The 23,063-nt window shown below is 40.2% G+C and carries 16 protein-coding genes and 2 tRNA genes; 7 read left to right on the top strand and 11 right to left on the bottom strand.

Going from position 1 to position 23,063, the window contains the following annotated elements; genetic code table 11:
- The 4 genes from ACYPWY_RS13765 to ACYPWY_RS13750 form a co-directional block, all read right to left on the bottom strand.
- On the bottom strand, positions 1-2,381 hold a 2,381-nt coding region (locus ACYPWY_RS13765; protein WP_459686119.1), incomplete at its 3' end, for a DUF6443 domain-containing protein.
- Positions 2,382-2,410: 29 nt separating this feature from the next.
- On the bottom strand, positions 2,411-6,076 hold the full coding sequence (locus ACYPWY_RS13760; protein ID WP_459686118.1) for a hypothetical protein: 3,666 nt from the start codon (positions 6,074-6,076) through the stop codon (positions 2,411-2,413).
- Between the two features lie 4 nt (positions 6,077-6,080).
- A complete protein-coding gene (locus ACYPWY_RS13755; protein WP_459686117.1) occupies positions 6,081-7,223 on the bottom strand; it encodes a T9SS type A sorting domain-containing protein in 1,143 nt (380 codons plus the stop codon).
- Positions 7,224-7,903: 680 nt separating this feature from the next.
- Positions 7,904-7,993, bottom strand: a tRNA-Ser gene (locus ACYPWY_RS13750).
- 204 nt (positions 7,994-8,197) lie between these two features.
- On the opposite strand from ACYPWY_RS13750, the gene ACYPWY_RS13745 reads away from it, so the two are divergent.
- The 4 genes from ACYPWY_RS13745 to ACYPWY_RS13730 are packed head-to-tail and all read left to right on the top strand — an operon-like array spanning position 8,198 to position 13,080.
- Positions 8,198-9,865: a formate--tetrahydrofolate ligase gene (locus tag ACYPWY_RS13745; protein WP_459686116.1), complete on the top strand. Its 1,668-nt coding sequence runs from the start codon at positions 8,198-8,200 to the stop codon at positions 9,863-9,865.
- 5 nt (positions 9,866-9,870) lie between these two features.
- On the top strand, positions 9,871-10,728 hold the full coding sequence (locus ACYPWY_RS13740; RefSeq protein ID WP_459686115.1) for an N-acetylmuramoyl-L-alanine amidase-like domain-containing protein: 858 nt from the start codon (positions 9,871-9,873) through the stop codon (positions 10,726-10,728).
- Between the two features lie 10 nt (positions 10,729-10,738).
- A complete protein-coding gene (locus ACYPWY_RS13735) occupies positions 10,739-11,656 on the top strand; it encodes a CPBP family intramembrane glutamic endopeptidase (protein WP_459686114.1) in 918 nt (305 codons plus the stop codon).
- Positions 11,657-11,670: 14 nt separating this feature from the next.
- Complete coding sequence (locus tag ACYPWY_RS13730; protein WP_459686113.1) at positions 11,671-13,080, top strand: undecaprenyl-phosphate glucose phosphotransferase; 1,410 nt, start codon at positions 11,671-11,673, stop codon at positions 13,078-13,080.
- Here the strand turns inward: ACYPWY_RS13730 and mltG are convergent.
- Positions 13,074-14,099 (bottom strand): endolytic transglycosylase MltG, encoded by a 1,026-nt coding sequence (gene mltG / locus ACYPWY_RS13725; RefSeq protein ID WP_459686112.1) that lies wholly within the window; start codon positions 14,097-14,099, stop codon positions 13,074-13,076. The two genes, ACYPWY_RS13730 and mltG, sit on opposite strands and share 7 nt — an antisense overlap.
- Positions 14,100-14,235: 136 nt before the next feature.
- Between mltG and ACYPWY_RS13720 the strand changes: the two genes are divergently transcribed.
- The 3 genes from ACYPWY_RS13720 to ACYPWY_RS13710 all read left to right on the top strand — a co-directional run bounded on the left by ACYPWY_RS13720 (position 14,236) and on the right by ACYPWY_RS13710 (position 15,246).
- Positions 14,236-14,325, top strand: a tRNA-Ser gene (locus tag ACYPWY_RS13720).
- 259 nt (positions 14,326-14,584) lie between these two features.
- Positions 14,585-14,872: an Arm DNA-binding domain-containing protein gene (locus ACYPWY_RS13715; protein WP_459686111.1), complete on the top strand. Its 288-nt coding sequence runs from the start codon at positions 14,585-14,587 to the stop codon at positions 14,870-14,872.
- Between the two features lie 23 nt (positions 14,873-14,895).
- On the top strand, positions 14,896-15,246 hold the full coding sequence (locus tag ACYPWY_RS13710) for an ORF6N domain-containing protein (RefSeq protein WP_459686110.1): 351 nt from the start codon (positions 14,896-14,898) through the stop codon (positions 15,244-15,246).
- A gap of 49 nt (positions 15,247-15,295) precedes the next feature.
- Here ACYPWY_RS13710 and ACYPWY_RS13705 read toward each other — a convergent pair whose 3' ends face one another.
- The 6 genes from ACYPWY_RS13705 to ACYPWY_RS13680 all read right to left on the bottom strand — a co-directional run.
- Positions 15,296-17,005 carry a porin family protein gene (locus ACYPWY_RS13705; RefSeq protein WP_459686108.1) on the bottom strand — a complete coding sequence of 570 codons (1,710 nt, stop codon included), beginning with the start codon at positions 17,003-17,005 and terminating at the stop codon, positions 15,296-15,298.
- Positions 17,002-19,041 (bottom strand): fibronectin type III domain-containing protein, encoded by a 2,040-nt coding sequence (locus ACYPWY_RS13700; protein WP_459686107.1) that lies wholly within the window; start codon positions 19,039-19,041, stop codon positions 17,002-17,004. Before ACYPWY_RS13700 ends, ACYPWY_RS13705 begins: the two co-directional genes overlap by 4 nt.
- A 3-nt stretch (positions 19,042-19,044) precedes the next feature.
- Positions 19,045-19,764, bottom strand: a complete 720-nt coding sequence (locus tag ACYPWY_RS13695) for a hypothetical protein (RefSeq protein WP_459686106.1) — start codon at positions 19,762-19,764, stop codon at positions 19,045-19,047.
- Positions 19,765-20,122: 358 nt separating this feature from the next.
- On the bottom strand, positions 20,123-20,860 hold the full coding sequence (locus ACYPWY_RS13690; RefSeq protein WP_459686105.1) for a hypothetical protein: 738 nt from the start codon (positions 20,858-20,860) through the stop codon (positions 20,123-20,125).
- Positions 20,857-21,801, bottom strand: a complete 945-nt coding sequence (locus ACYPWY_RS13685; protein ID WP_459686104.1) for a hypothetical protein — start codon at positions 21,799-21,801, stop codon at positions 20,857-20,859. The genes ACYPWY_RS13690 and ACYPWY_RS13685 overlap by 4 nt, the downstream gene beginning before the upstream one ends.
- 8 nt (positions 21,802-21,809) lie before the next feature.
- Positions 21,810-23,063, bottom strand: a 1,254-nt coding sequence (locus ACYPWY_RS13680) for a hypothetical protein (RefSeq protein WP_459686103.1), incomplete at its 5' end; no start/stop codon positions are given.

Here is a 23,063-nt window from a genome sequence, read left to right as displayed (position 1 = left end):
AAGTCCGACAGCCTGAACAGGCTGGTCATATTTCCGTTTTTGTCGTAGGTGTATTGAGTGTCGTATGCACCATAACTTGTTCCCCAATCTCCAGTCATAATACTTTGGGCCTGGGTCAGGCGGTTCATATTGTCGTAGGTATAGTTGTAGCCCAGATAATTGTCGAAAAGTACTGTCGAAATGTTTCCGTTGTAGCGGGGAGTACCGCCAAAGGCCGGTTGATTGTAATAGATATTTTCCGACAATCGCGTTCCCGAGATATTTGTCAACCACGAGCGGGTGTTGTAGGTATAGGTGAGCTTCATAGTTGTATTGTTTTTGGGCGCTGTGGTTTTTAACCTGCCCAGCTCGTCGTAGGTATTCTGTGCAAGAATAATTTCCGGCCTGTCGGCATTTTCGTCGTTCAACATGTGTTTGACTGTCATCAGCCGTCCTGCATGGTCGTAAGTATATTTATACCGCTCATATATGTCATGCTCCAACCCAGCGCCATGATATATCTTTTTCTCAATCGGTTGTCCACTAAAGTTATAAGAGATGTATTCACAGTCAACCACATCATAAGGGGGAGTCTTTGTCCTGCTTTGTATCAACCTGCCATCGTAATCGTAATAAAAGGTTTTACGAACAAAACTGGCTGTTGTGCTGTTATCCAATACGGCTGTTATAGAGCCTGTCAGCAAGCCTTTGGCTGCAATCGGGTCATTATTATCACCATAACGAGTATCGTAGCCGTAATTCGGAAGACCACTTCCTAAGGCAACACTAAAACTTAGGAAACTAAAACCTGTTTGAGAAAGAAAATTGTAATTGTCGTAGTAGTTAATGGTATATATCTTGCAGTTATTCCAACTGAAACCAATACCTTGAATATCGTAATTGCCAAATAATGGATCTCCTCCGCCATAACTAGCCCTTACTACCCCGCTAAAACTGGGATTCTCGCTTTCTCCCGTAACTACCGTTCTGCCAAATGCGTCATAAATATAAAAAGACCACCGCCCCGGCGTGCCACCCGAAGGGGTTTCCGTTGTCTCCCTGATCCGCTGCTCTCCATCCTGCGAAAACACCAACCTGTCGGCATCGTCATATATGTATTTTATCCAGTCGCAACCCGGCAAGCGTTTTTTTACGCAACGATTGCGATTGTCGTATTTGTAGAGGTAGGCGTATCGCTTCAGCGCATCGTTTTCATCTCCATTTGCGGGTGTCGCTGTCAGGTTAATCATGGGTGGCAACACATAGCACAAGTTGCCAAAATCATCATATACGTAATAGGTGTCGTAATAAATATCGGTATTGGTTGTGCTGGCGCTGGTTCCATTCTTTTGGCGGGTAAGCGCCACCCGCCCCAGCTTGTCCTTAAACTCGTAGGATGTATTGCCGTCTTCGTCTTCCATCTTGGTAACAAACAACTGATTAACAGCATAATGACCGTTACTTTGTAAAGCCGTTGTCAGTCCGCTACCACTTACCGAGTACCAGCGACATTTCAGTTCCGCTAAAACAGTTGTATTATTTGATAAATAGCTTGTCTTCACCGATTTGCCATTGTTTTGCCATGCCTGCCCGGGTCCGTATTGTTCCACAATGCGGTTGAGCGGCGATGCTTCATATACAGGCTTGGAGTAAGCTTTGGTATCATTCTGATAAATACTGGAGGACAATCCGGTAAATGTATTGAGTGGAACAAAATTGCCATTATCCCCTGTTGAAACTCGCGGCAACCATGCATTTGATTCCCGTCCAAGTACATCATATTCCTGATAGGTAATAAGGTCTTTCCTTGCTGGAGTTATTCCTCTCTGCACCGTTTCAAGGGGCCTGCCCAGTCCATCGAAATACTGGATCTGGTCGATGTAAGCGCTTCCATCATTCCTGGTCATCGTACGGGTATGGACGAAATTACTGTTAGCGCTGCCCACAGTTTTACCTTCTATCGTCGTCGTTATATTCCCGTTCTGATTATATCCTTCCGAAACCACATAATAAGTTCCTGCCGGAAGGTCTTTCATTTCCAAGTGAGAATGGTAGTCCGATAAACAGTATCCATACTCATCATCAATCTCGTCAATTAAGCCTCCCGAAGCATTCAACAAATGTAGGTAAGTATCAAAATCTGTGTCCTCATTTCCATTCGTGTCAAAACTGCAAAGAGAGATAGTTACCGTCATCGGTTTGGTTAGCGTGAATTTGTAGAATACGTCATTGGTAAATTGGCCTTGGTAAGCATTCGTGCAATTCACCGTATTCCATGTACTGGTATAAGTGAATGAACTGTTTTTCACCCCTGCATCAATAGCATCCTGCATGTTATTTTGTGCAACCGAAATTTCCGTCAACGCATATAGTAAAGCCAGTATTATATATTTCGTTTTCATATTATTGCTGTGTTTTATTATTAGATTTATCAATTAAGAGGAAGATGATATGGCGGTTTGGCGTCATAGTTTTCTGTCGACCATATCATTATTCTCCCTTCACCTTCAATGAATACTTCAATCTCCCTGCCAGGCTCTAACTGGAATGTATGGTATTCCGAAAAATTGTTGGAAGACTCATATACATATTCGTCCCTACCCCCAACGGTTAGTGTTATTTTGGAATTGGAATCGCCTTCTATTAAAAGTAGAATAGGAACAGATATGTGTGTAAAAGGATAAATTGTTCCATATTTCCCATCTGTAGAAACATTCTCAAAGCCAATCAACCTCTTCTTTATATTTATGGTTTTGCTTTTAGACACTATCTCTCCAGTTTCTTTATCTACAACTTCTAATGTAATGGTATGATTCCCATTGGGGGCAAAAGATGTTACATATTCATCCTGTTTACCCATCCAATTTTTATCTAAATCATATATACCGTCTGACTTCCATGAATAACGAAATTTCCCTGAACCTCCAGTTATTTGTGAAGGAGAAAATTTATTTTCTCGTAATGCCGCATGTATATCTTCGTTTTGATAATAATCTTGAGTTCTATCAAATATACTTTTTATAATAATGTCGTCTATAACAATAGGAAAATAGGATGGAGTACTTGTATCAATAACTAAAGTATCAGCCGATTCCGATTGATTTTGATAATGATATTCGTAACTGTTCAGAATTTCTCTTTTAGTGTTTCGTGTATGCTTCAATCGTCCATATACATCATAGGTATAATACGTTGTAAAACCTTTCGGATCAGTACTTGTCAGCATCCCCAGAGCTGGATAGTACGAATAAGTCGAAATATGGGCGCTAGATATACTATTCAGAGAGGTTCTTATTTGGTTTATATCCGGATTCGTAGATTCCGATACATATTCAGGTGGATAACCGATAGCATTTTTAACCTGATCGTATGAGGCATTCTTTATCATGGCAATAACATGTTGCCCCAAATAAGACCAAAGATACACCGTTTTATCCGTTCCATCCTTAGTTATATACAATGGATTGCCATAATAATCATAGTTATGGTATTGTATTCGTGTTTCCGGCGTTCCACCTTTATGGCTTATTTTATATTCAATTGGCTTGTAAACATTAGTCCTCCACTCTGTATAATTATTTAATTCTTTTTGTACGGATACATTATCAATTTTTGTCTCTTTCTCTACAATAGTATTTATTATATTCTTCCTCACCATGTGGCCGTAGGGTTGCTGTAAAGAAAAATCATCCGGATATTTATAGCTTGTTTTGTGTACTCTATTATCACTGGCGCTGACAGATAATTCTCTCAATCGTTTATTGGTATATGTATAATTCACCGTACTTGATTGCAAAGCTTGTCCCGTTGCCGGATTATAAAAAACTGTCGTCTCTGATTGTGGTTGTAGTAAATAGGTATAAATTTTATATGATGAACCTTCATCATAATATACCTCTGAATTCGGACATAGTCGGCCCCGTGATGCTTTCATTGCCCTGACATAATTGTTTTCGGTTTTATCTTTTTCGTAAGTGATTTTTTTACTTTTCACTTTATATCCGTTCGTATTATAATCTTCCTGAGATAATAATTGACCTCTTTCCTTTACTTTTGAGGCATAAGGTTCATATGCAGTTCTTGTTTCTTGAATAACAACCTCCGCAGGTTCATCCAAATATCCATTATCAAAATTTGTAAATTGGTATCTTGTAAAAGAGTTGTCTGGATTCTTTTCAATAACTTCAGTATATCCTATATGGCTCCCCATCCCGTTCTCACAAGAAGGCAAGACGGTATTAGTGGAGAATATGCTTTTTGACTTCTTTGCATTATTGTGGTTGTATGCTTTAACAACGTAATTGATAAAATAATATCGTATTTGCCCCCCTAGAACACCACTAGATTTTGATGCATTGTTCTTATTTTGCAAATAATCCGAGACATAAAAGTATTCTTTCATAACACTGGCAGGTTCACCAGAAACGCTATTTTTAATCCGTTTTATCCTCACGCCACCAGCGAACCGATTAGAAGGAACTGAATCACATCCTTCCCATCTTTTCTCCTTTAGCTGTTTCCGGTAATTATGCGCTTCAAATTCAAACTCGGTATATCCACCTGTCGGATATTCTATTTTAGTTAGCACACCATATTTTGCATATGTTGTATCCGGTTCTCGATAGTTATAATAACCCGGATAGTCATAATTACTAGAACATTCTATGGGTGCATAATTATTATTGTAAAATCCCCAATGATCAGATTTATTTGCTAAATACCCCGGCAACTGATTAATATTGTAATATGAGAAAATATAGGGGGCTTTTCCCAACTCGGTCATACTATTTAAAGCCAATCTTTCTGTTGGTATGTCATTATAGCTAAAGCCAATACTCTTCAACGTCTCGGTTTTGCTTTTATTTTTGACTATTATACTGTCAAGTTTATACCATCTAAGATTATTGAGATAAACGGAAAGATCAACTGACGTCCCATTAGGACATAGATACTTAAGGAAAGGCGATCCTGTTCCATCAAATACATACCACCACCAGTAGTTAAATGCGAGGGAATATATTTCATTACTATACTTTAGTTCATGGCTAAGACTTTTATTAAATGAAATGTTTACATTATCTGTGGATATTTCTGTTAAATATGCGGGAGATATTAGTCTGCCTTTATAGCTGGCCGCTATTGAAAAATAATATTCATCGGAACACTCAAAATGTATGCCCGAACTATTCATAGCCTCTGACTTTATATTGTCATAAACATGAATGCCCATTTGGTTATTTAATTCTTTCTGTTCATTATTACGATATTTCCTTTCTTCATAAGAAAAACTGATTTCTTGTTGGGTAGGCAATATTATTTTAGTCAGATACCAAGCTGTAGCAATCCATTCATCATAATTTTGCCCGAAAAAATCAATAGAAAAATCAATAGCATTTTTATCTCCTCCAAATATATATCTTGTTCCATTTTCTGTTACAATTGTAAAGCCACTAAAACAAGGAGAGTATCCTTTTGAACCATCAGATTCAAAAGGTATATCCATAAATGTTCCGTCAAATTCCACTTTCACAGGTTTATTACATTGAACTTTCCAGCTTCCATTATGATCTAAATAAAATTTACCATTATAGCCTGCAAAGTTGAAAGAAAACTCATCAGGAGCTTTATCATCCGTACCCAATCTATTCTCACTTTGTGCAACTGATCGAAGATGCCCTAATTGATTCCAATTATCTGTGTTGAGAGCGGTGCGTTTGGTATGATAATATCCGGCTTTATATCCACTAGCGGTAGAACTGAAATTGTCATATTCATCAATTCTATCATTAATAGATCTTGTAATTACCCCTCCGGCATGCAAACTCCATCCCAATCCCGTCCATCCGGGATGTTGATCAACACGAATACCTGATGTATGATAACTTAATGAGATAGGCATTACAAAATCTTTTACAGTAATATCATACAATGGTATTGTTATATCAGGTGTCCCTGTATATAACGAAACAGGTATATTTCCATACAAACCCAAACTTGCTGCATTAGGACTTAATGCAGACTTGGGTAACTCTGGTATTTGTGCATAACTATTGGTTTTAAGTATCAATAGTAGTAAAAAAGTAACTATCTTTTTCATACTCTTACCTCCTTACAATTATTTCGTTCACAATTTCGTTACCTATTTTCAACCGCAAGACATAAGTGCCTGTGATCAAATTACCGCAATCAATAGTCTCATAATACAATCCGGCTTGCCGTATTTTCTCCGGTAAGGATTTCTGCAACTGTCCGCTCATGTTATACAGAGATATATTCACTGTGGCATTCTGCTCCAGCAAGTACTCAATATGCAAATCAGTCGCCACCGGATTGGGATAAAAGTTATAGGCAAAGTTTGTTGTTTGCTGCATTGAACCGCCTCCATCGGGATTATTCTGGTCATAGATGCCGCCTCCTGCATTATCCAAACTGTCTAAAACGGCGATATTATCGGGATCGTTCTCCAGATAGTAATGTTCCTGCGGCGGAAAGAAAAAGGCGGTGGTAAACACATCCTCAATCGTATCCTGCTGATGAATAGCCTTGACGGTTTCAAAAACCGGATAGCGATAACCTTTGGAGTACCACTGGTAAGTCTCAATCTGCGTTTTTATCCGTATGCTGTCCATCGCTTCAATGCTGTCGGACAGGATGGTGCGTACCGTCTTAATGCGGATAACATGTTCCAAAGTGTCCTTCGATGGCAGAACCATTTTCCCCAAAGCATCCGATTCTACACGAACGTTTCCATGTGTTAACATCTGTATTTGAGAGGAGTATAAACAATCCGAGTGATAGTTGAGTGTTATCTCCCGGCCATAACTCATCGGGTAGCCAATAACCGGTATCGGGTCGATATAGTGCATCAAAGTTGTCGGATTTTCGTGTCCCAAACAATACATCACATTGTTCTTTACCCTGTAATAATAGTTTGTCCTGTGTTCGCGTCCAACTATCAACTCATTTTCTTCAACGTTCTTTAACTTGAACGTGTCTGCACCAAGAATATACAGGCTGTCTTTCCTCACACGTGGCGTGGAATAGCTCAGTTTATACTCGGGATTAATGGATTCCAGCTTACTGAAATCCCAAATGACGTTCACACCCGACCGGCCCGGGTCTTTGTACTCCACTTGCTGTTTGACAATTTTGTCTCCCGCGCGAACAGCGTTATTTCGTAAACTTATTTGACTGAATAATGGGATAAAACACAGGGATAGGAAAATGGTTAATGTTGTTTTCATGTGTATATATTTTTAGGAATATGCCAATTTTATACAACTTATAACAAAAATAGAAGTTATTTGTTTACTGAAAAACACATATAAGTATATGTTTTATAACATATTTGAAAAACATGTTGTTGGTTAATAAAAAATAAATGGAAAAATATACCTCTCAATCTTTTTGTATAAACCATTTATATATCTGATTATCAGATAAGTTAAAATATATACAATATTTTGTTTGCAAAATTTTCATAATAGTTTTAAGGAATACAGAATATTTATTACCTTCGTATTGAGTTATTTGAAACAATGAAAAAACGCAGCAAACAAAAGCAGTTCGCTCGTTTCTATATTGTTACCCAATGTTTGTTCTTACCTGTCTAAACTTTTGTTTTCAAGTCTATTGTAATTTAAATGTACTTCGCATGATGCTTCATTTTTAAGTTACAAAATTAGTTTTCTGTTTCCTCAAATGCTGCATTTCTGCTACGCCAAATAGCGACAAATCAACGCCTTATTGCAACAATCGTTACCTGTTTTGATTTTTAGGAAACAGGTAATGATTTGGTAACGGAACGCTGTCCGTTTTTGGCTTTTTGATGGCTTCGGGATAGAACAGGATGGAAAGCAAAAAGCCCGTAAAACGCTAATTTTACAGGCTTTTTGTATTGTTTGTCGCTTGATTGGCAGCAACTTGGCGGAAAGCGAGGGATTCGAACCCCCGGTACAGTTACCCGTACACCGCATTTCGAGTGCGGCCCGATCGACCACTCTGGCAGCTTTCCGTTTTCTAGTGGTGGCTGCAAAATTAATTATTTTTTTCCCACTATCAATCGACAAATAGTATTTTTTGTCAATTGATTGTGATTTTCTCTCCAAAAACAAAAAAATCCCCTCATTAAATTCCGTTTATTTTCTTGAGCGATTCAAAATAGCTATCTTTACCCTCTCATTATTTAAACAGTCATGTAAAATTGTCATTTTGTTTTATGAAAACAGATATAGAGATTGCCAGAAGCATTCAGTTGCAACCAATTAAAGACATCGCAAAATCGATTAATATAGACGAGGAACATCTTTTCAGTTACGGAAAATACATGGCGAAGATTCCTTCCGAACTGGTCGATGAAAAGAAAATAGCCGACAGTAACCTGATTCTTGTTACGGCAATAACTCCAACAAAGGCCGGAATCGGTAAAACGACCGTATCCATTGGTTTGGCTCTCGGGCTGGAGAAGATAGGCAAAAAAACAATTGTCGCTCTTCGGGAACCGTCTTTAGGCCCTTGTTTCGGGATGAAAGGCGGCGCTGCCGGCGGCGGTTATGCGCAGGTGCTGCCGATGGAGGATATAAATCTGCACTTCACAGGCGATTTTCATGCCATCACCTCTGCCCACAATATGATTGCCGCCCTGCTCGACAATTACCAGTACCGGCATGGCGGAACGGATAAAATGCTGAAGGAAATTGTGTGGAAAAGGGTGCTGGATATTAACGACCGAAGCCTGAGGTATATTGTTACCGGACTAAATGGCCGGACAAACGGGGCGCCCTCCGAATCGGGTTTTGAAATAACTCCGGCATCGGAAATCATGGCCATATTGTGCCTCGCGAAGGATGCAAACGATTTAAGACGCCGCATCGAAAATATTATTTTAGGATACGATTTTAAGGATCAGCCATTCACCGTAAAAGATTTGGGCGTGGCAGGAGCTATCGCGGTATTGCTGAAGAATGCGGTTAATCCGAATTTGGTTCAAACAACCGAACACACTCCGGCCATTATACACGGAGGCCCTTTTGCCAATATCGCTCATGGCTGCAACTCCATAATTGCCACAAAAGTAGCCATGTCGCACGCCGGTTATGTGGTAACAGAGGCAGGATTCGGCGCCGATTTGGGCGCTGAAAAGTTCTTCGATATAAAATGCCGCAAGGCAGGTTTCAATCCCAAGCTAACCGTTATTGTAGCTACCGCTCAAGGGCTGAAAATGCACGGAGATGTGGCGCTGGAGGATATTAAAAAAGAAAACATAGCCGGACTTGAAAGGGGGTTAAGAAATCTCGACAAGCACATCCGAAACATGGAGTCTTTTGGTCAGAGCGTAGTGGTTGCGTTCAATAAATACGCGAGCGACACGCCTCAGGAGTTGGAACTGGTGAGAAAACACTGTGAAATTCTGGATGTGGGATTCGCCATCAACGAGTCGTTCGAAAAAGGAGGCGAAGGTTCGGTGGAACTGGCCAGGCTGGTAGTCGAAACCATTGCTAAAAAGCCCTCGCTTCCGCTCAATTTTATATACGCCGACGAAGACACTATCGAAGAGAAGATAGAAAGCGTGGCTCAGGAAATCTATGGAGCCTCATCCGTAGAGTTCAGCGCAAAAGCAAAGAAAACGATGGCCCAGATAAAACAACTCGGATTGGAACACTATCCGGTTTGTATCGCAAAAACGCAATACTCCTTCTCCGACAATCCGAAGCTTTATGGAGTGCCCGGTAACTTTGTTTTCACCATCAACGACATTGTTATAAATAATGGCGCTGAATTTATAGTCGCCATTGCCGGTTCGATAATGAGGATGCCCGGGTTGCCCTCCGAACCGCAAGCAAATAAAATAGACATTGTGAATGGCGAAATTGAGGGCTTGAGCTAACCGGCATGAGAAAAAGGATAATAACAAAGGCGCTTTTACCTGTTCTGTGGCTCTTTATAGCTCCTGCCATGCAAGCGCAGGTTAATTACACTGCAACCGATTCGCTGGTGTATGAGCAATACACAAAGGAGTTCTCGAAATACAAAAACGAACCCATTGGCGAACTGATTGTAAAAACGGCGCTCTTCTTTATAGATACCCCTTATGTGGCTTCTACTCTGGAAACAACCGGCGAGGAAAAACTAACCGTCAATTTAAGGGAATTCGATTGCACCACCTTTGTCGAAACCTGTATGGCGCTATCCAAAGCTATCCAATCGGGAGATACATCGTTTGGGAATTATTGCACTATTTTACAGCAAATCAGGTACCGGAATGGCGTGATTGAAGATTACGCCTCGCGGCTGCATTATGTATCGGACTGGATAAATGAAAATGAGAAGAACAAGCTACTGAAAAACAAGACCGAAGCTTTAGGCGGAAAAAAAATAAACAGGCAAATTGATTTTATGTCCACCCATCCGTCCTCGTATAAACAGCTTTCGGGAGACACAAAAATGAAAGATAAAATAAAAAAAACCGAGGCCGAACTCAATAAAAGGGGGGAAAGTTTCGTTATAGCTAAAGATATGGTACGTGGAGCAAGCAAAACAATGCAAAACGGAGACATCGTTGCTTTTTCAACATCGGTAAATGGATTGGATTTTAGCCATACAGGGATAATTTACACAAGCAAGACGCAAGTAACATTTATTCATGCATCCACCAATACTATGAAAGTAACCGCCGAACGCAAAACATTGGAAGAATATTGCGCCGGTTCAAAAAGATGCAACGGTATCGTTGTATTAAGACTTAATTAAAGATATTTCTATGAAGAAGATATTTGTCGAAATGAGTAGCTGGTCCCAGTTATTCTTTTTATGGCTCTTTTTTGGCTTGGGCGCAGTTGTTTCAATGGTATTGTCGGCCATCATTGCGCTTTTCTTCATTCAGGGAGGAAATGCCTCCGATTGGGCGTCTTTGGTGTTGGAATCGGTCGATTATCTACGCATAGTGCAACTCACGCAACAACTGCTGTTGTTTTTTGTGCCGGCTTGTTTATGCGCCTACCTGTTCAATAAAAAAGGCAGGAGTTACCTGAAAATAAACAAAGGGCTACGCATCGACTCTCTACTGATTTCGGTCTTCCTCATATTCATCATCCAACCCCTGATTAGCTTCACCAGCTATTACAATCGCCAGATGAAACTGCCCGAATCCATGTCGGGAATAGAAGCTTGGATGAAAAATCTGGAAGACAGCACAGCTTTAATCACCGAAAGACTGTTATCGGGCGGTTCCCTCGAGATTCTTCTCCTCAATTTGGTTATTGTCGCCATTGTAGCGGCAGTAGTCGAAGAGTTTTTCTTCCGGGGCGTATTGCAACAAATTTTCCATAAAATAACCAATAACTATCATTGGGGCGTTTGGATAGCTGCATTCATTTTCAGCGCCATCCACATGCAGTTCTATGGATTTGTCCCCCGTCTTTTGTTGGGGGGCTTGCTGGGATACCTGTTTGTCTTTTCAGGCAGTTTATGGCTACCCATCATCGTTCACTTCACCAACAATGCGATGGGCGTAATATTGTTCCATTTCTACAACGGCACTCCGCAATACGAAACCATTGAGAATATAGGAGCGAAAGATATGTGGTGGACAGCCCTGCTTAGCCTCCTGCTCACTGTTGTTACATTGTGCTACCTGTCGAAAGACTACACACACAGGTATAAAAAAAATAATTTCTGATTGGATATATGGAAATGATTTCGAAAAAAGAAGGCTACGGCTATCTGATCAAATGGCTGGTAAAACTGGGGGACTTGATTGTTATCAACCTTCTTTTTATTCTATTGTATGCCTTTTTCCGTGATTTCTTTTTCGAGAACATCCGTTTACAGAAAAGCGAAATCGGCGAAATTTTCCTGTTGATTAACCTTTCGTATTTTGTTATCGTAAGCATTGTCAATGTAGATGATATATCTTTCAACATTATCTTTTTCGATAAAATTATTCAAAAGGCAATCTCCTTTATCAGCTTGTATGCCATCACATTAATTACGGGTATAACACTGCTTAATCTCCTCAATTTTTCGTGGATCTCCTGTCTGATTATTTACCTGGTATTGGCAGCGATATATACTTCGTGGCATGTTTTGTTCAGGATTATGCTCAAAATATACCGAAACAGAGGGTATAATTACAAGCTCATTGTAATAGTCGGAGGCGGATTGAATGGAATGACTGTTTATAAAGAACTGGATTCCAGTGATTACGGGTTCAAAGTGTTGGGGGTTTTTGACGACAATACGAGTTTGAAAAAATCGTTGCCCAATTATATCGGGAAAATATCGGACGTAGAACAATTTTGTTTCGACAACCATGTTGACGAGATATATTGCACCCTTCCCGGAAGTCAGGAAACAAAAATACTTCAATTGCTCAACTTTGCCGAAAAACACATGATCAGGTTCTACTTGGTGCCTGAATTTTATAAATATGTGAAAAGAGGGCTTGTGCTCGATTTTTTACAAACAGTACCTATTATTGCGATACGGAAAGAGCCCTTGATGTCGCTTCATAACCGGCTGATAAAAAGAACTTTCGACATCTTGTTTTCTTCGATTGTGTTAATCGCCATATTTCCGTTGATACTCGTTATTTTTGGGGCTATCATAAAAATATCTTCGCCGGGGCCGATTTTCTTTAAACAACGAAGAACCGGTTTGCAGGGCAAGGTTTTCGACTGCTACAAATTCCGTTCGATGCGGATAAACGGCGATGCGGACACTGTTGCCACCGTAAAAGCCGACCCGCGGATAACAAAAATAGGCGCTTTTATGCGGAAGACAAGCATTGATGAGTTTCCCCAGTTCATTAACGTGCTTAAAGGCGATATGTCGGTGGTAGGCCCTCGTCCCCACATGATTCAGCAAACAAAATTGTATGTCGGATTAATTGATAAGTTCATGATCAGGCACTTGGTGAAACCCGGCATAACAGGATGGGCGCAAATATCGGGCTACAGAGGCGAAACAAAAACAATAACCCAAATGGAAGGCCGCTTCAAAAGCGATGTTTGGTACCTCGAAAACTGGACATTCCTCCTCGACCTGAAAATTATAATTGTAACTGTCCTCAATTTATTCAGGGGCGAGGACAATGCTTACTGATAAATCTTCTTTTTATTGAGCGCTGCCTGATACTTTGCCGCATTGCGCTGATGCTCGGCGAATGTTGCCGAAAAATTATGCCTCATCGAAAAATCTTCTTTGGCGCACATGTAATAGTAGCTGTGATTTGAGTGATTCAGTACGCCGTCGATCCCCTTGATGGAAGGGATGCGAATGGGGCCAGGAGGCAATCCTTGGTACTTGTATGTATTATACGGAGAGTCTATCGCCAAGTGTTTCGACAGCACACGCCTCAACGCAAAATCCCCCGCAGCAAATTTTACGGTTGGGTCGGCCTGAAGCAATTGCCCTTTATTCAGCCGGTTAATATACAATCCGGCCACAACAGGGTACTCATCCGAAAAATAACATTCCTCCTCAACAATAGAGGCCAGAATCGACACTTCTACCGGAGATAGCCCTGTCTGCCCCGCCTTCGTGAGACGGACTGGGTTCCAAAAAGATTTATATTCGCTATCCATGCGCTGCAGCAACTTGTCTAAGGAAACATTCCAGTAGAATTCGTAGGTGTTGGGGATAAACATACAGACAATTGTCTCCGGCGAAAAACCAAATTTGGCGCAAAAAGCCGGGTTATTCAATGCCGACAGCAGCTCCTCTTTCCCTGACATCAACTGCGAGGATAACCTTTCGGCCAAGTCCTCCTTTGTTCGGATATTATTGAATGTTAGCTTTACCGGAACCTGATTCCCGCTCTTTAAAACCCGGATGGCCTGCAAAACCGTCATATCGGGCCGGATGGCATACCTCCCGCTCTTTATATGCGCCGGATAGTCGAGGAAAGAAGCCACACGCTCAAAATCAGAAACACTCTCTACATGCGCCTTTGCTTCAATCTGAGCAATTACATCGGCGTAACTTTTTCGCCCGTCAATTTCTATATACACCGTTTCGTCAATATCGAAGCCGGTTGAAAGTATTTGTTGCACATAAAAGTAACCGGCGGCGCCAAGCAATAATACTGTTGATGCTATAATTAAGAGTAGTTTTTTCTTCATTTCTAAGTTTTTCAAGTGTCCCTTTGTCCGTTTTTGATATGCAAATGTACAAATATCCCGAGAAAATATATCTTTAAGCCTTGATAAATCGAAACAAACAATTATCTTTGCATCGCGTTCAAAAAAATATTGAACTGGAAGTGTGGGTGAGTGGCTGAAACCACCAGTTTGCTAAACTGACGTACGGGCAACTGTACCGGGGGTTCGAATCCCCCCGCTTCCGCCAGGTCGCTGCCAATCAAGCGACAAACAATACAAAAAGCCTGTAAAATTAGCATTTTACGGGCTTTTTGCTTTCCATCCTGAAGTCATCAAAAAGCCAAAAACGGACAGCGTTCCGTTACCAAATCATTACCTGTTTTCTAAAAATCAAAACAGGTAACGATTGTCGCAATAAGGCGTTGACTTGTCGCTATTTGGCGTAGCATAAATGCAGCATTTGAGGAAACAGAAAACTAATTTTGTAACTTAAAAAATGAAGCATCATGCGACGAAATACATTCAAGATTCTTTTTTACATCAAAAAGAACGCAGTAAAAAGTAACGGGAAAGCTCCTGTTATGGCAAGAGTAACTCTAAACAGTGAAATAGCCCAATTTAGTTTGAAATGCGAAGTCAATCCGGCAGAATGGAGTCCTAAAGCCGGACGGGCCACCGGAAAAGGAGTAGGCCGTGATATCCTCCAGAAATATCAACGAACAGGTACGAGGCTCAAAGACTTCATGAAGTACAAATACAAAATATCAGACATTAATCTGAAAGAGATTATTTAACTGAACAGGAACTTGAAAGTATTGTGCAGAAGAAATTCTCCGTCAAACGCTTGGAACAAGTTCGGGATATTCTCTCCTTGACAACAGAGGAGTGGAATAACTTGAGGTCGAAAATTTCGACTTCAAGTTGGGGAGGCAAGCATAAGCTTCCTAATGTGTTCTCAGAAAGAGGACTGTACATGATTGCGACCATCCTAAAAGGGAAAAAAGCAACTGAAACAACGCTTGAAATCATTGAAACATTTGCCAAGGTTAAGGAATTGAAACGCACCATTGCTGAAATTGGACAACAACCCGACATACAGATTCAAAAAAGCTACGATGGAATTGGTCGCAATCAACTCAAAAATTATCGACTTAATTGCTGTAAATAATTTTAATTCGTAATTCAATAACCAAGCTAAGACTTTTATTAAAATATCCTTAAAACTGTGAATCCAAATGCAGTTGTTTGCCTTGGCGGGATAAAGTGCTGTTGAACACATAACTGTAAGTCAGATTGGCGGCATGTTGCAGCTGCTTTCTGATGTTTCCTTCACTGTATAAAGTGGTGAAGCTAAAATTGACATTGTGTCGCTTCCAAAGGGTTGTTCCGGCGCTGAAACGCAAATTAAGCACATCCAATTCATTGCCTGACTGATTCATATTGCTATAAGTGCTATTGAAGGCTGTTTTTAGTTTTTCAAAAAAGGTCTTTTGAACGGATAAATTGTAAGTCATGGATTTATTGTCCATATTTTCCAACCCTTGTGTGTAGCTGTAAGCGGTTGAAGCGCTCATATCCAGTTTGGATGGGACAAAGGATAATTGATAGGAAAGCGCCGTGTTGTAGATATTGGTTCCGGCAAAGGCAGAATACTGCTGCGCTTCCGCCGATTTTTGATATTGGAAGTTTGCCGACAGATTTTGTCGTTGTTTTTCAGTGCTTTGCAACAAATAGGAAGCGTTGAGTGATGCCGTGTAATTGAGTTGTGTTACATTCAGGGTATCTAAATTTTCAAATTGATTGGTCTGCGTTACCTGCGAATAGACATCATTGATATACAGATACGATTGCAAATTGGAAAAACTTGCCGCCAATGACAAGCGTTTGGAAACGTTGGCCGAAATATTTCCCGAATAGATGATCCGCGAAGCGCTGCTGTTTTTCTGATTGTCCAAATTATCTCGTTGATAACCGCCCTCCAAAGCAATGTTGATGTTTTTGATAACCGTTGAAAGCGATCCGGTAATATTTTCATAATCATTGGTCATATAATAAGCGCCCAAGGTGGTGTAGTTAGGAGCCACACGTTCGTAAGCGCCTCCAATTGAGCCTAAATCTGTCGAATAAGTCAGTCGGGTGTTAATGGCATGATAGAGAGCCATATCCGATTCTGTCCGATTGCGATTCAACGAACTGAATCCATATTCGGTTTGCCAGCTCAGATGCGGAATGAGTTTAATTGTAGCCTCCACACTTCCCGACAAATTCGCTTGTGGTGATAATCCGATACTGTCCGGATTGTCAAAATGAACGGACGATGGATTATCTTGCGCATTAAAAACATTGGCAGCCAAATCAAATTTCTGGCCTTTATAACCTACTTTCAAACCGCCTCCCATACGCTTGTAGGCAGGGTCTGTTCCTTCCTCGCCTAATGATGGTTTTTGCAATCTTCCGTAGAGTGCGCTGACTGTCCATTGTTCGTTGGGCGTGAGTTCCACGCCACCGCCAAACAATTCGTGTCCGGCAAGCGAATAGGGCGAGAATTGCATTGAGGTGTAGCCCATATAGGTTTTTACCCATTTATAGGATGGAGAAAGCGAAAACCGGTTGAACGGTAAGGACACATTCTTACTTAATTGTTGATTGGTATAGGCAAACGATAAGGGCACATTAACAACACCAAACAAACTAAAATTCAGACTACCACCCACATACAATGCATACGGATTGGGAGGGCCAACACTGTCCAAGGGTGTGAAAGTGGCGATTTGACTGATAGAAATTCCGCCATTCGCAGTCAAAACCGGAGACTTCAGCGCCCCTTCCACATCTTGTCCTACCACTTTGAATGGGAGCGCCGAAAGAGAGATAAGCATTATTATCAGGAGATTACGGGTCAAGTCTGCGACATGTTTTTTCATCATCTTTTCAGCTCAATTTCGTTACTAAATGCATGGGAACCACTCTCTTCATACTGTATTTTAATGCGATAGCGCACTGTTTGTTCCAACTTGGGCATATTGTCCTGATAAGTGTTTCCATTAGTATGAGCGTGTAATTGCAGGGGGCCGTTATTCAGAGCTTTGTAAATTACCACTTCTGCTATTTTCTTTTTTGCCGGAGTATTCCAGGTCAGAACAACATTATTGCCCACGATTTGTTTGTTCAACACAATTTCATCCGAAGAACGGCTGCCGGACATTGTTAGCTGCACCGAAGCAGATGGCCGGGACAGCAAATAACTGTCATCTTCGGCTAACACATAGTAGCTGTAAGTCTCTCCACTTTCTACAATATTATCCTGGAAAACTTGTGTGTTTGCCGATTTTTCAACAGTTGCTACCCAATGGAAAATGCTATCGGATGCTGTTTTTTTGTAGATATGATGGCGCACAACATCTTCGCTGGAACTATTAATCCATGTAATCACCAAATTGTTTTTCTGTTCTTCCAAACTTTGAATAACAGGCGATACCGGCGGAATGACATCCGGTCGTTTCAGTTCCAGAACTTCGCTGAAATCCGACTGATTGCCTCGCAAATCAATGGCGCGAAGTCGATAATAGATCGTTTTAGTCAATGTGTTCAGGTTAATTGAATCGGTGAAACAGCTATCTTGCACCACAGCAGGAGTAAGCAATAAAAACTCGAAATCGGGACGATTGCTGCGATACAAGCGGTAGCCCTCTATTGCTTCATCGGTGTTTTTCGTCCATGTCAGCAGCGCTTTGCCATAGTTATCAACCTTTCCGGCCAAATTGCGTGGAGCGACAGGAGGTATGCTATCTATCAACTCGGCATACGTATGACCGGCAGTGAATTTTTCCGTTTCGTCGTCAAAAACGGAGACGAGGTAATAATTCGTCAATTTAGGCGACAAGTCTGTAAAATCACGCTTTTCCGCTGATTTGCTTTCATATATCTTTTCTTTGGTTGCGTTGGGTTTAGTCGAGCGATAAACCCGAAATCCGATACAGGATTCATTCATATCTTCGGGATATTCCCACGTAAGACGTACTTTATTATTGTCTATCACTTCTTTGTTTGTTATAACAGGAGCCGTAATAATCAGTTTTCGTCCACGTCCCACGATGGAATCGCTGGGTGGTCCGGTTTCGCCAAAAGCGGTGTTTCCGCGTATGCGATAATACCATGTCGTTTGGTTGTCGGGCAAGGAATCAGAACGATAGCCCAACGTGGGTTCTACTCCCTCATCGGCTAATTGTACCGTTGCGTTTTCGCTGATGGGCGTATAATGTGTACCGTTGGTCGATTTTTCGACGATATAACTGTTGTAGATATGGTTGAGATAAAAAATGTTCCAAGACAACTGCACTTTTTTATCTTCCCAACGAGCAGTCAAGTCCAAGGGCTTGGGCAAAGCCTGGTATTCGGAAATGCCGGTAAAAGCAAAAGCGGTATCTTGCGGCAGACTGTCGGGCAAGTGAATATGCACCGCATAAAGGTATTTTTCGTCGGCTTTGGCTTCCTTATCCGTCCAGCACAAACCCGAAAGCCGCGCGGCTAACACCGATTGGTCGGCGGCATATAGGGCAAACGAAAATTTGTTTTGCTCAATCTGGTACTGCTTGTATATCATTACCGGACTGAGTGCGGGGACAGATTCGTCCTCCCCAAAAATACATTCAGCTGCAATGCTGACAAAGCGGTCATTCTCGTAAGGTTCCCATTCGGCCAATGGCGCCGGTTTCAACGGGCTGGGCGTAAGCAAACGATACTCCTTGTTTTCTTGCAGTTTGCCGTTGCGAAGCAAAGTGTAACGTTCCACCACATAACCGTAGCGATTGCCTGAATCCCATGCCTCCTTATCGGTGGGCGCCCAGCGCAACAAAACAGAATCGGTTTGTGCAGGCTGGCACAAAAGTTGAATTTTCCCCTGCCCATTGGCCTGAAAAATGAAGCAAAAAACGAATACGGCGCTCCAAATATATTTATTCATATTTCAAAATATAGCTGTTTTTAGTTGATAATCGGGGTGTGCTTTAAACCAGTTGCGTACATCCTGCAAGGTTTTTTCATAATCATCGCTCTCCAAGCCGATAGCAGGATTGACCGAAACAGGAAAGTCTTCGACAACCGGCGCCAACAGTTCCAGAATGGCATAAGCGCAAGGAATGGATTCCGAATAATCGGGATTTGGCGATTGACACAATTTTTCGTCGCTATTGAGCCACTCTACACAATAATCTATCGCTGCTTTTTGACGTGTATAAATCAGATCTGGAAACAAATAATTGATTGCATAACTATTGACCGGCGCTTTTTTTATTTTGCTCAAACAATAATCAAACGGTATTTTTTCGCCCATCCGGGACAAAGCCAAAGCGATATTCCATTTCTTCCGAACAGGTAAATTCGGATTCTGATAATGTTGCATCAATACCTCTTTACCCACGCCAATATAGCCGGCCAGAAGCGCTATATCATCGTAATGCGGATAATTCGGTTTTGTCAGCAGGCGGACTATTTCTGCCTGCGAAGCAGTGTCAAAATCGGCAACAGCAAACGATTTCAACTCATCAACTCGTTGTCCGATAACACCATTGTCGGCATCCGACAACCCCAGCGCCAAACTAAAAACCTCTTTTTGTTTGGTTTGAGAATGAGTAATTGTACTCCCAGCAAACAAGAGTAATGCGATGATATAAATCTCTATTTTCATATTTTTTTGCTTTAATTGCATTTTTTGTTAATAATTTGTTCCTCTGTCCTTTCGGATTTATTCCCCTTTGAGGTAAGCTTGCAATTTATACCTAAAAGGCAGACAGTCAACTCCACAACTGATACACAAGGGTTGATTTGCTTTCATATTTGTTGTTTTTAAGCCGTTTCTTTGCTTCAAAATTATAAAAAGGATTCAATATATCGTCTTTATTTTTACCTTTAAATGTCTTTCTTGTCCGATTGTCAAGTTATTATATTTATAATGCCATTTATGATACACGTCCCCAATATTTTATCGAATACCACTCCACAAACATTCTCCAAAATTTCCACTAATTGGATCTAAAACTCTGACTTCAAAACCATTCAAATTGATTTACCCACCAATTGCCCTCTTCGTCAAGGATGATTCCCTCATCCTCATTCGAACCACCACCAAATAACCATTTCTCTAACGCCTTAATTTTCTTTTCGGCATCATCCTCTTTTTCAGGTATTTTGATTTCCAAAATGTCATCGTATTTTATCGCTTGAAATTTCGTCCCATTTTGAGATACCGACTGCACAACCTTATAATCCGATGGTTCGAACCGCACCGTATCCCGTTGCACCCAGCTCATATCAAGATACAGGTCTGATATACACAGCGAATCAATATTCATGCGTCCCTTAGGCATGGTACCGTAATATTTGTCCAAAGTTACTGTTTCCTCGCTTTCATAAGCCGTTTTTATCTTTTTTAGCTGTATTAAAATCCTGTCGCAATCGCCGTTGAATGAGCCTTGAAGCAAGTCTTCGGGACACCCACATTCAGATTCTTTAGGTGCATCTCCTTCCTCTGCATCGCCCAATTCTTCCACCAGCCTCACATTGCCATTTTCATCCACCTCATACTCATTCCCGCTTTCATCAGTTACCACCACAGGCAACTCACCCACCTTCACCTCATGTTCATTCCCATCTTCATCTGTCAGTATCAGAATATAATAGGGATTTTCTCGCTTGGTAGTTTCATACTCCTCACCCTCTGTTATTTCGTCCTTGTTAGGGTCTATAAACTTGGCTTTTACGGGGATGTGTATCATATATTTCACCAAATATATCTATTAATTTCAATTTTATTTGTCTTAGCCCATTTCCGTATTTGTTCTAATGCTTTATCTCTTTCATACCCATTAATATTTTGTACTTTTATTGGACAATTTACAGATATTCGTTCAATTGCTTTCATGGCATAATAGGCTAATTTTTCATTTGGCAATGTCTCTTTTACAGGAGGTCTCGTTTCATCCGAGTATAATATTTTTAGTAATATATCAACACTCTCTTTTTGTTTTATGTATTCTATTTCTTTCCATCTATCAAGAACATCCTTTAATTGCATAGATTGCAAGTTAGAAAAAAATTCTATAAGCATTTTTCTCTCTCCCATTCGACATAATGCTATTTTGGCTGCTTCTTTATAAATACCATAATTCATGCTGCTACTATCTGCAATGATATATAGCCTGTCTTTTATATCTTGCATATTCAAAGCTCCAGCAAGAAGTATCATATTGTAATTCAACATATTTTTTCTGTCATTCTTGTATGGAAAATTCAAATTTTTTACTACCTCCACTTTCATTTTTTCATCAAAGAACTGCAAATCTACTCCATTTATGAAAAGTTTTGAAATATTATTTCTTTGAACATAATCAATAATAGTGTCGTTGATTGCTTGTTCTGCCATATATAAAATACTTGTTTTCAACATATTATTGTTTGTCTTTGCGTAAACATACCACATGCCGTCCAAAATAGGCTCATAAGCGTCTGCGGCCTTACCATAATATTCTTTGTGTATTTCAAAAATAGAGTCAAGTTCTGCTTCTGTTATTGTTTTCCTGTTATTAAATAAGATGTCAATAGAATAACTATCAAATGAAGTGTTCTTTTGGGATCGTTCTAAACGTTCTTTTATTTGTTCAACTACTGTTTGCGGTAGTGCATTTATACTTATCAAGCAACAGATGCTAAAAATTATTTTTTTCATAACTATTTTTATTTTATCTTTTCCCATTGATATTTTCTGAATTTATTTCTTTGAATACCATAATTCATAATGTTTAAAATATCTTTTCTCCCCTTTGGAAAACCACTAAATTCATGGAAAGGATGCTGTAGATTAAAAGCTCCATGCCCTAATTCATGACAAATGGTCATATATATTTGGGGGGCATTAGCCGGATGTACAAAGGCTAGTTTTTGTGGATTATTTATAGGAAACTCAGAGAATCCATTACTTCCATCATTCGGATTGTCCACGACAATAATACTAAACATAGTAGCATTTCTGACACAACTGTCTGCTATAACTTTCATTTCCGGTGTATTCCATGTAGAAACATCAATTTGACCATCTTTGTTTAAATCAAAATTAATTGACCTTTCTTCAATAGATTTTACTTCCCATTTATATACGCTTTGGCTGTAGTATTTATTCAAAGTATCCTGTAGCTGCACCATACTAATCAGTGTTGTTTTTATATCCATGTTATGGGCACGACTCTCACAAATTTTATTTGTACCAGCTATTACAACGCTGTCCCCCATCGCAGAATTATAGATAACTTGATCATCGCCGAGAATATCAATTCTTCTTCTAGAATCCAAAAATTTATTGTTTCCACTTGATATAACTACTGTTGTATCAGATGCTGTCGTATTTCCAAAAGGTACAACTTGAACATCATCGTTACTTTCATGAACAATAATTATACGAACTTTTTGACTATTTCCACCCATTCCATGTAGTTTCATCTGCATAGAATCATTGGTAAAATAACCGATTTGAGGTATTAAATCTGCATTTATCGCACTGGTTGTTTTTATTGATAATTGATATTTGGAATTAGCTGTTGGCGTAAAAGAGATTATTTGGAAATTTGGGTCAGACAAAACAAATTTTATTGCCTTTTCGGCGCCATTTGGTATAGCTTTTACAAGTATATTATCCGATATTCCATCATTTTTTAGAGATTTCCATTTTATTCCTTGCACAGGTGCTGTCCTGAAAGATGGATAATCATCTTCCTTTGTCGGATCATTTTCATCAAATCCCCACTTTTGTGAAGGATCTTCCTCAAACTCAACATTCACCACAACAATCTTACATTGCAAGGTATCATTTCGTAAACTGTCGTTATAAATTGTGCTAATAGCTGTGCCATTAATATTGGCCGACACAACATTCGGCGTAAAATAAACTTTTGCCGAGTCTGCGCTTGTTACCCCTTTCCATACAGAACCATTCCT

The sequence above is a fragment of the Viscerimonas tarda genome, assembly GCF_054601255.1.
Note: the sequence above shows the minus strand (reverse complement) of the source record. Positions and strands in the feature narration are given on the sequence as shown.